Raw genomic sequence first — 8,779 nt, forward strand, 5'->3', positions numbered from 1 at the left:
GCGGGGACGCCACCGGCGGCCGAGCCGGGCGACACGGTGTTCGCGCCGATCGCGGCGGCGGTGGCGGCGTGGCTGCGTCTTCACTGATTGTTTGCGCGGGCGCGGTAGGGAGGGAAAGAACGACGCCGATCGGCGTTAACCGCGCGAGGAGCCCCAACCTGATGCCGCTCACCGCCGATGCCGATCTGCGCGACCTGCTCGATGGCGCGCGGACGATCGCGATGGTGGGCGCGTCCGATCGGCCCGACCGGCCGTCGTTCCGGGTGATGCGGTTCCTGCAAGCCCATGGCTATCGCGTCATCCCGGTCAACCCGCAGATCACCGGCGAGCATCTGGGCGGCGAGTTCGTGTTCCGCGACCTGCACCAGCTGGGCATGCCCGTCGATATCGTCGACATCTTCCGCCGGCCGCTCGCGGCGGGCGATGCGGTGGACGAGGCGATCGCGATCGGCGCCAGGGCGGTGTGGCTGCAACTGGGCGTGGTGAACGAGGCGGCCGCCGCACGGGCGGAAGCGGCGGGGCTGGCCGTGGTGATGGACCGCTGCCCCGCGATCGAGATCCCCCGGCTGGGCGTGGCGCCGATCGCCTCGCCCGCGAGCGCGGCATAGCCTCGCGCCATGCTGCCGCTCCTCCTCCTCCTCGCCGACACGCCCGATCTGCTCGCGCGCGCGCATGACGTCGTGGCGCCGCCCCGTTGCGGCGTGGCGCCTGCGCCCGACCCCACGCCCGACGAGGTGACGGTGTGCGGCGCCCGGCGGGCCGATCGCTTCCGCGTGCCGTTCACGGTCGTCGACCCCGGCGACCCGGCGCACGAAGCGGTGATGGCGGAGCGCACGCGGCTGCTCCACCGGACCAGCCCGCTGTCGGACCTGTCGCTGTTCGAGGTCGGTGGCGGCATGGCCGGCGTCTCGATCACCGTCGGCGGGCGCGGCACCGGCCATGTCGCCGGCTGGCGCCCGCTCGCGCCGTAAGGGGACGGACATGATCAACCATTTCGACGCGGGAGACCTTGCATGCTGGTCCTGATGAGCCTGATCTCCGCCGACGCGGCGCTGCTGACGCCGCATAATCTGGCGCCGATCGTCGCCTGCGCGCATGACGAGTGCGGCGCGGCGCCGGCGCGACGCTCGCCCTATCGGCTGGCGCCCGCCAACGACACGCCGCCCGACCGGAAATGGGCGGCGCTGGCGATCACGGGGGCGGATTGCGACCGGATCGGCAAGCTGCCCTGCCTGTCGACGCCGCGCCACATCACCACCATCGCCTACTGATCGATGAGCCTGGCGCTCGCCCTCCTGCTCCAGGCCGCGCCCGTCACCAGCGCCAGCGCGGCGCCGCCGCCCGCCTTCTCGATCCTCGATCGTTCCTGTGCGTCCGCGCAGGGCCGCGACGTGGTGGTGTGCGGGCGCGCGGGCGATCCGTACCGCCTGCCGATGCCGGACGACGCGCCGCCGACGCCGGGCTATGTCAAGCCGGACAGTCGCGACCCGCGCGACAATCACGGCATGGCGGCGGCGTGCGCAACGCAGATCGGCGGCTGCCCGATCCTGACGGAGCCGCCGCTCGTCTACAAGGCGATCGGCGCGGGCATCCGCGCGATCGGCGACGCGCGCAAGACCCATCGCTGGGCCCGGGCTAAGGCGGCGGATGGCGACCGGCGCCAGGCGATCGATCTGGGGGAGGCGGCGCCGGCGGGGCGATGAGCTAGGCATCAGGCGGGAACGGGTTGTGGCATCGACGGCGGCCGAGCGACCGGAGTTGACGGTGCGGAGGCTGGCAGCCGAGAAGGGCAAGCCGGCAAGCCCCGTACAGTTTCGAATTAATCGTGTTTGCCGTCGAACAGGACCGGCCGGCGATAGGCTGATCCTCAAAGCGCCACGGCCTAACCAGAAGAGCCAGCTACAAGACGCAGGCCACCGCGATCCGGTCGGCTGCCCGGTGCAAGCCGATCAGCACGCTGGCGACGAACTGATCCGTCAGCGAGTGCGGGAAGGTCGTGCACACCAGCGAGCCGACGACATGGCCGCCATGGTGCACCGGCACCGCCAGCGCCGAGTTGAGATCCGCGCGGGTCGCGACCCGGATCGCATAGCCGCGCGAGCGCACGCCGGCGATGTCCGCCTCCAGGCTGGCGAGCGTCGGCACGTTGAGGACGACATCGGACGAGTCGCGAAACGCCTCCCCCTTGCGCCGCACCAGCGCGATCTCGTTGGCCGGGCAGCGCGAGAGGTAGGCGCGGCCGACCGCCGAGCTGAACACCCAGTGGCGCGTGCCGATGCTGGTCGGCTTGGCGGAATGCGCCGGGCTGTGCGGCATCCCGCAGGAGACGACGCGCATGAACGGCGGCTCCGCGATCGCGAACGAGACCGGCCATGCCAGCGTCCGCGTCGTCGCGACGACGATCGGATCGGCGGCATCGGCATAGCGGGGCGCCGCCGTCAGCCCGGCGCTCAATTCGCGCGTCTGGCTGGTCAGCCGGTACAGCCCCGCCTTACCCGGCGGGTTATGGACATAGCCGCTTTCCTGCAGCGTCGCGAGCAGGCGATGGACCGTCGTCTTGGCGAGCAGGCTGGCCTGCGCCAGTTCGTGGAGCGTCCACGTCTCGCGCAGGTTCATCACCCTGATGAGATCAAGCGCGCGCTGGACGGCGCGCACCGTCTCGGGTTCTCCCGACCCCCTCGCCGCCCGCTCCCGGCTTGCGTCGGCCGACACCGTGTCCATCGGCGAGACCTTAGCGCCCAACACGGCCAGGTGCCTAGAACTTCAGGCCGGCGCTGACTCCATAGGTCCGCGGCGCGAAGCCGTAGATAGTCGGATAGCCCTGGCCCTGCGTGCTCGTCCGCTCGATCACGATCTTGTCGAGGAGGTTGCGCCCGAACAGGGTCGCGCTGAAATGCCCGTCGGGCGAGGTCCAGCGCAGCGAGGTGTTCAGCAGCACATAGGCCGGCTGCCGCAGGACGTTGTCCGGCTCGAACCGGTAATCACCATTGTAGCTGGCAGTGACGTTGGCGTGTACGCGGCCCGAGGCGATCGGCGTGTCGTAATCAAGCGCGACGTTGCCGGTCAGCTTCTGCGCCAGCGGCAGCCGCTTGCCCGCCGCGTCGCCCGCGCCGATGATCGCGCCGCCGGTCGGCCGTTGCGTCCCGAACTGGGCGTTGGGGAAGGAGGTGAACTCGGCGTGGAGCGCTTCCAGCCCCCCGGTCAGCTTCAGCTCGCGCGTCAGCCGCGCCTCCAGGTCGACATCGAGCCCGTACAGCTCCGCCTTGGCGCCGTTGAAGACGGTCTGCTGGTTGTTGATGACCTGCGTCACCTGCAGATTGGTATAGTCGTAATAAAAGCCGGCGAAGTTCAGGCGAGCCTTGCGATCGAACAGCTCGGTCTTGAGACCCGCCTCATAGGCCCTGAGCGTCTCCGGCGCATAGGGTGGGGTGGCGGGCGCGAGGATATTGTAGCCGCCGCTCTTGAAGCCGGTGTTGAACGACACGTAGCCGAGCACGGTATCGGAGAATTCGTGATCGAGCGCGGCGCGGAAGGTGGGCTTCTCGATCGACACATGCCGCGCGATGTCGGTATTGATCTGCGTGCCATTGCGCAGCGTCAGCTGCGTGCGGCCGGCAAGGTCGCGCGTCTCGAAGGTGTAGCGCACGCCGCCGGTCAGCTTGAAGCTGGGGACGAACTCCCATGTCGCCTGCGCGAACGGCGCCACCGACTCGGTCGTCTCGACGCCATAGGCGGTGTTGTTGACCGCGGACGTCGGCGCCGGCGCCAGCGGGCCGGAGATCAGCCGGGTGATCGGCTCGTTGCTGTTGAGGTTATGAAAATAGAAGCCGCCGAGCACCCAGGTGAAACGGCTCTTCGCGGTCGAGATGAGCTGCAGCTCCTCCGTATAGTCCTCGTTCCGGTTCTTGGGCGAGAACACGCCGAACACCGTTGGCGAGATCTGGCCGTTGTCGAACTGGTAGGTGCCGTTGCCGCGGCGATAGGAGCTGATCGACAACAGCTTCGCGAAGCTCAACTCCCGATCGATCGTCACGCTGGCGCCGCCGCCCTTGAAGCCGACCCGGCCGTCGAGCCCACCGCACGAATCATATTTGCTGCGCAGCACGCACAACCCCGGATAGGACAGTCGCGTCCCCGGATAGGGCTGGAACGCCTCGGCATATTGCTCGCGGTTGGTATAGTCGCCGATCAACGTGATCGCGGTCCTGGCGTCGGGTTCGAACAACAGCTTGCCGCGCACGCCGGCATTGTGCAGCACCTTGCCCGTCGGGTTGCCGGTCGAGCGGTCGCGGCCCCAGCCTTCGCCCTGCGTCGTGACCTGCGCGCTCAGGCTGGCCGCCAGCGTGTCGGTGAGCCCGCCGCTCAGGTACAGATTGCCGATGAAGGTCGAGTAATTGTCGATCGAGGCGGTGGCCTCGCCCGTGAACTCGTGGGTCGGCTTGCGGGTGGTGACCTGGAACACGCCGGCGGTCGCGTTGCGCCCGAACAACGTGCCCTGCGGGCCCTTGAGGACGGCGATCTGATCGATGTCGAGCAGATCGCGCAGCCCTTCGCGCTGCTGCGGGTAGTAGACGCCGTCGATATAAAGCGCGACCGGGTTCTCGACGACGCTGCTCGACGTGCTGATGCCGCGGATCGAGGGCTGGAACGAGCCCTGCGTTACCTTGACGTTGACGCCCGGCGCGAAGGTCGCGATCTGCGTGATGGACGTGATGCCCGCATTGGCGAGTTGCAGCCCGCTCGTGGCGGAGACCGCGATCGGCACCCGCTGAAGGTTCTCCGCCCGCTTCTGCGCGGTCACCACGATCTCCGCCAGCGCACCGGTGTCGGCGCCGTCGCTCGGCGCCGGGACGGCCGTCGCGGGAGCGGCCTGCGCGGCGGGATCGGTGCTGCCGTTCGCCACGCCCTCGCTGGCGACGGGCGGCTGCGCGCTGGGCGCGGTCTGCTGGCTCGCGGCACCGTCAGGGGTCGTGGCAGTTGAGGGCGAAGACGCCTGTGCCCACACGGAAGTCGTCGTCATCAGGCCGACAATGGCAAGGCCGACGCGCGACGTGGCTTTAAGCATAGCATCCTCCCCCGCGCGGCGATCGGACTTTCCGTCGCCGTCGCTTGACTGCGCGGGATCGCTCGGTAACGGCGGACATGGGTCGCCGGCCGAAGCAATCCTTCTGTTGGGATCAGGTTATGATCGCGATCCGGCGCCGGTAAACGCGCAATCCGCTTCAATCCGACAGGCGGAATGTGATCGGTGGGTGATTGCGGACCATCATCGCTTTCGCTTTGGTCGAACAGGTCGGATTGGAAGTGCCGGACGGGGAAGAAGAATGACCAGCGAATTGCGCGCCTATGACTGGAACGAGCTGGAGCGCGAGGTCGTGCGCCGTGGCGTCACGCGCGTCGGCTTTCGCGGCGAGAACGTGATCTGCGTGATGAACTGGCTGGAACCGGGCATGGAGACGCGCCCGCACAGCCACAGCTTCGAGCAGCTCGTGCTGATCCTGCAGGGGCGTGTCAGGATCCATTGCGATGATCGATCGGTCGATCTGGGGCCGGGCGGCATGCTGCGCATCCCGCCCGAGGTCGAACATTATGCCGAGCCGCTGGGTGAGGAGACGGTGCTCAACCTCGACGTGTTCTCGCCTTTCCGCGTCGATTACGCGCATCTGACCGACTATCAGCAGGGATTTGACGTGCTCGCGGGCATACCCGCCTGACCAGGCGACGAGACGACGCGATCGTCCGCGAGGGGAACCGAAGCCGATGTCCGATGCCATCCCGCCCGTGACTCTTGCCGATCGCCCCGTCGGGACGCCCCGGCTGGTGATCCCCGCGCTGGCGACCTTCTACGCCGCCGCCGAGCCGCTCGGCTATCTGCTGCTGCGCGTGGGGCTGGGCGCGATCCTGCTGACGCACGGCGCGCCCAAGCTGCTGGGCACCGCGCACGGCGTGATGGCCGACCCCTATGCAAAGACCGCCGAGCTGGTGCGCGCCAAGCTCGCGCTGCCGCTGCCGTTCGTGTTCGCCGATCTGGTGACCGGGCTGGAGACCATCGGCGCCGCCTGCCTGACGCTTGGCCTGTTCACGCGCCTGGTCGCGCCGATGATCGCGGTCGAGATGGCGCTGATCTGCATCGTCTTCTGGCCGACCTGGGTGTGGCTCGATCGGGGGATGGAGTACGCCTTCCTGATGGGCTTGGTGGCGCTCTACATGGCGCTGCGCGGCGGCGGGCGGTATTCGGTCGATCGCCTGATTGGGCGGGAGCTGTAGCCCTCGACGTCAGGCGATCGACGCATCGGCGGCCTCCATGCGCGCGGTCGCGGCCGCGTCGGCCTTGATGTCGTCGACGCCGGCGATCCGGGGCCGTCCCTTCGCCAGCGCCCGGTAGAACTCGCCCTTGGAGACCGGCGCGGTCTCGGCGATCATCGTCCATCGGTCGCCGCCGTCGCGGCTCTCGAACACCTGGCCGTCGGTGTCGGCGGCGAACAGGTCGAACCCGCCGGGGCGGGTGCCGATCGACAGCGCGCTGAACAGGGCGCGCTGTCCGTCGGGAAGGCCGCCCAGCAACCGCTCCCACGTCCGGCCGCGATCCGTGCTGCGCGCGATCTTCCCCTGCGCGCGCCGCTTGCGATACCAGGTCGGCGGCCAGCCGGTGCCGACCGCCATGAACAGCAGGTCCGGGCGGTCGGGATGCTGGACCAGCCCGTCGGGATATTCCATCTCGGTCAGCGACGGATCGCGCGTCCACCGACCGCCACCATCCTGCGTCCGCACCAGCCCGACCAGCCCGACCGCCGCGATCATCCCTTCGCGGTCCCTCGGATCGACCAGTAGCCGGTGGATGTCGCACTCGACCGGATTCGGATCGACCTTGAGATCCCGGAACGAGCGCCCGGCATCGTCCGACACGAGCAGCGCACCCACCTCGATCCCCACGAACAGCCGGTCGCGATCGATCACGATGTCCTTGACATGGCCAAGCCGCGGGGGCGGCGGGAAGAACCAGTGCGGGAAGCTCTCGACCTCGCGCAGCGCCGGCAGCTCGGTCCAGCTCACTCCGTCGTCGCGACTGATCATGAGGTGCGCGGGCATCGATCCCACCAACGCGACCTGCTCGCCGCCGATCACGCCCCCGCGCGCCGCCCAGAGGTCGAATTGCGGCAGGCCCTTGTTCGACCAGTCCCAGGTCATGCCGCCATCGGTGCTGCGCCCGACGCCCAGGCCGTGGGTGGCGGCGATCAGGGTGCCGGACGGCAGCTGCGCCACCGCGCTGACCGCCGCGCCCTCCAGCGCCCGCCCCGCCTCGCGCCAGCCTTTCGCCTCGCGTTCCAGCACGAAGATGCCGTCGACGGTGCCGACGACCAGCCGGTCGGTCGCGGCGTCGCGGAAGATGCTGGCACCGGCGTTGGAGAGCAGGGTCGGCGACGGCATGGTGGCAGGCTCCGGTCGGATGGGGTGAAGGGCGGCGGTGTTCATCCGGTCTGCGCCGCTCGGGTGTCGGTCAGCAGGTCGTCCAGTCCAGGAGCGACCGTGGTCGTGCCCTCGATGCCCTGCTGCTCGATCAGCGTGCGCGCCACCGCCTCGGTCGCGCGGCGCAGCGTCAGGTGCCGGCGGAGCAGCATCCGCACGCCGTGGCGCGCGAGCAGGGACGGGTCGTCCAGCGCCGGTCCCACGCCCGCCAGGATCAGCGGCGCGCGACATTCGCCCGCGATCTCCTCTAGTTGCTCCAGCGTCGTCAGGCCGATCACGAACAGCGCGTCGGCGCCCTCCGCCTGATAGGCGCGGACGCGCGACAGGGCTTCCCCGAAGCCGGCGATCTCGGCCGCGCTGGTGCGGCCCACGATCGCCAGGCCCGGATCATGCCGCGCGTCGAGCGCCGCGCGCAGCTTCGCCCGGCCCTCCGCGATCGATACCAGCGCCGCCTTGCCGGCCGAGCCGAACGGCGGCGGCAACAGCGTGTCCTCGATTGTGATCGCCGCGACGCCGGCCGCCTCCAGCTCCTCGATCGTGCGGCGGACATTGGGCACGCCGCCGAACCCGTGGTCCGCGTCCACCACCAGGGGCAGCGCGGCGACCCTGGTGATTCGCGCGCAGAGCCCCGCAAGCTCGGTCAAGGTCAGCGTCAGATTGTCCGGGGCGGCCAGCATCGCGTGACTCGCGAGCGATCCCGGCAGCATCGCGGCTGCGAACCCGAGGCGATCGGCGACCCGGGCGGACAGCGGGTCGAAGACGGCAGCCGGAACGACGCAGACGTCGCCAGCCAACAGCCGCTGGAAGCGCGCTCGGGATGGCGACGTCGCGCTCACGTCCGCGCCTCGCGCACCGCCGCCGACGCGGCGGTCGCCAGCAGGCCCTGATCCGACGACAGCACGAACATCGACGCGCCCAGATCCTGCGCCGGCGCGATCTCGCCGGGCCTGCTCACGAACAGGCATGCCGGCTTCCCGGCGCGAACCGCGGCCGCCATGGCGCGCTCGGTCGCTTCCCTGGTCCGCTCGCCTCCCTGCGCCCGATCCCCGAGCGATACCATCAGGTCGGCGCGGCCGATGAACACCGCGTCGAGTCCCTCCACCGCCAGGATCTCGTCGATCGCCGCCACCGCCGGCAGGTCCTCGATCATCGCGATCACCAGCGTCGCGGCGTCGGCGGCATCGACATGTTCCCACATGCCGCGCCGCCCATAGTCGCCGGCGCGCGGCGAGGTGGAGAAGCCCCGGCCGCCCCGGTAGCGACACGCGGCGACCACCTCGCGCGCCGCGGCGGCGCTGCCGATATGCGGGAC

General features: G+C 69.9%; 11 protein-coding genes. 6 read left to right on the forward strand and 5 right to left on the reverse strand.

The window, feature by feature from the left end; genetic code table 11:
- Window positions 1–161 precede the first annotated feature (161 nt).
- The 4 genes from HUU95_RS02975 to HUU95_RS02990 are packed head-to-tail and all read left to right on the forward strand — an operon-like array spanning window position 162 to window position 1,703.
- The gene (locus tag HUU95_RS02975; protein ID WP_174278738.1) at window positions 162–608 is read left to right on the forward strand and encodes a CoA-binding protein; all 447 of its coding nucleotides are present in this window, start codon (window positions 162–164) and stop codon (window positions 606–608) included.
- 9 nt (window positions 609–617) lie between these two features.
- Window positions 618–971, forward strand: a complete 354-nt coding sequence (locus tag HUU95_RS02980; RefSeq protein WP_174278739.1) for a hypothetical protein — start codon at window positions 618–620, stop codon at window positions 969–971.
- A 42-nt stretch (window positions 972–1,013) separates the two neighbouring features.
- Complete coding sequence (locus tag HUU95_RS02985) at window positions 1,014–1,271, forward strand: hypothetical protein (protein WP_174278740.1); 258 nt, start codon at window positions 1,014–1,016, stop codon at window positions 1,269–1,271.
- Between the two features lie 3 nt (window positions 1,272–1,274).
- A complete protein-coding gene (locus HUU95_RS02990) occupies window positions 1,275–1,703 on the forward strand; it encodes a hypothetical protein (protein WP_174278741.1) in 429 nt (142 codons plus the stop codon).
- A gap of 196 nt (window positions 1,704–1,899) precedes the next feature.
- Here HUU95_RS02990 and HUU95_RS02995 read toward each other — a convergent pair whose 3' ends face one another.
- Window positions 1,900–2,745 carry a helix-turn-helix domain-containing protein gene (locus HUU95_RS02995; RefSeq protein WP_174278742.1) on the reverse strand — a complete coding sequence of 282 codons (846 nt, stop codon included), beginning with the start codon at window positions 2,743–2,745 and terminating at the stop codon, window positions 1,900–1,902.
- 10 nt (window positions 2,746–2,755) lie between these two features.
- Complete coding sequence (locus tag HUU95_RS03000) at window positions 2,756–5,020, reverse strand: TonB-dependent receptor (RefSeq protein ID WP_174278743.1); 2,265 nt, start codon at window positions 5,018–5,020, stop codon at window positions 2,756–2,758.
- A gap of 304 nt (window positions 5,021–5,324) precedes the next feature.
- Here HUU95_RS03000 and HUU95_RS03005 point away from each other — a divergent pair, with 304 nt between their 5' ends.
- Window positions 5,325–5,714 (forward strand): cupin domain-containing protein, encoded by a 390-nt coding sequence (locus HUU95_RS03005; RefSeq protein WP_174278744.1) that lies wholly within the window; start codon window positions 5,325–5,327, stop codon window positions 5,712–5,714.
- 46 nt (window positions 5,715–5,760) lie between these two features.
- Window positions 5,761–6,267, forward strand: a complete 507-nt coding sequence (locus HUU95_RS03010) for a DoxX family protein (protein WP_174278745.1) — start codon at window positions 5,761–5,763, stop codon at window positions 6,265–6,267.
- Between the two features lie 9 nt (window positions 6,268–6,276).
- Here the strand turns inward: HUU95_RS03010 and HUU95_RS03015 are convergent, their stop codons facing one another.
- The 3 genes from HUU95_RS03015 to HUU95_RS03025 form a co-directional block, all read right to left on the reverse strand.
- Window positions 6,277–7,428, reverse strand: a complete 1,152-nt coding sequence (locus tag HUU95_RS03015) for a WD40/YVTN/BNR-like repeat-containing protein (RefSeq protein WP_174278746.1) — start codon at window positions 7,426–7,428, stop codon at window positions 6,277–6,279.
- A gap of 41 nt (window positions 7,429–7,469) precedes the next feature.
- Entirely contained in the window at window positions 7,470–8,303 is an 834-nt protein-coding gene (locus HUU95_RS03020; RefSeq protein ID WP_174278747.1) for an isocitrate lyase/PEP mutase family protein, read from the reverse strand.
- Window positions 8,300–8,779: aldolase/citrate lyase family protein (locus tag HUU95_RS03025; RefSeq protein WP_254602589.1), on the reverse strand; the 480-nt coding region annotated here is incomplete at its 5' end. The genes HUU95_RS03020 and HUU95_RS03025, both read right to left, overlap by 4 nt.

Source organism: Sphingomonas bacterium (genome assembly GCF_903643065.1).
GTDB lineage: Bacteria > Pseudomonadota > Alphaproteobacteria > Sphingomonadales > Sphingomonadaceae > Sphingomonas.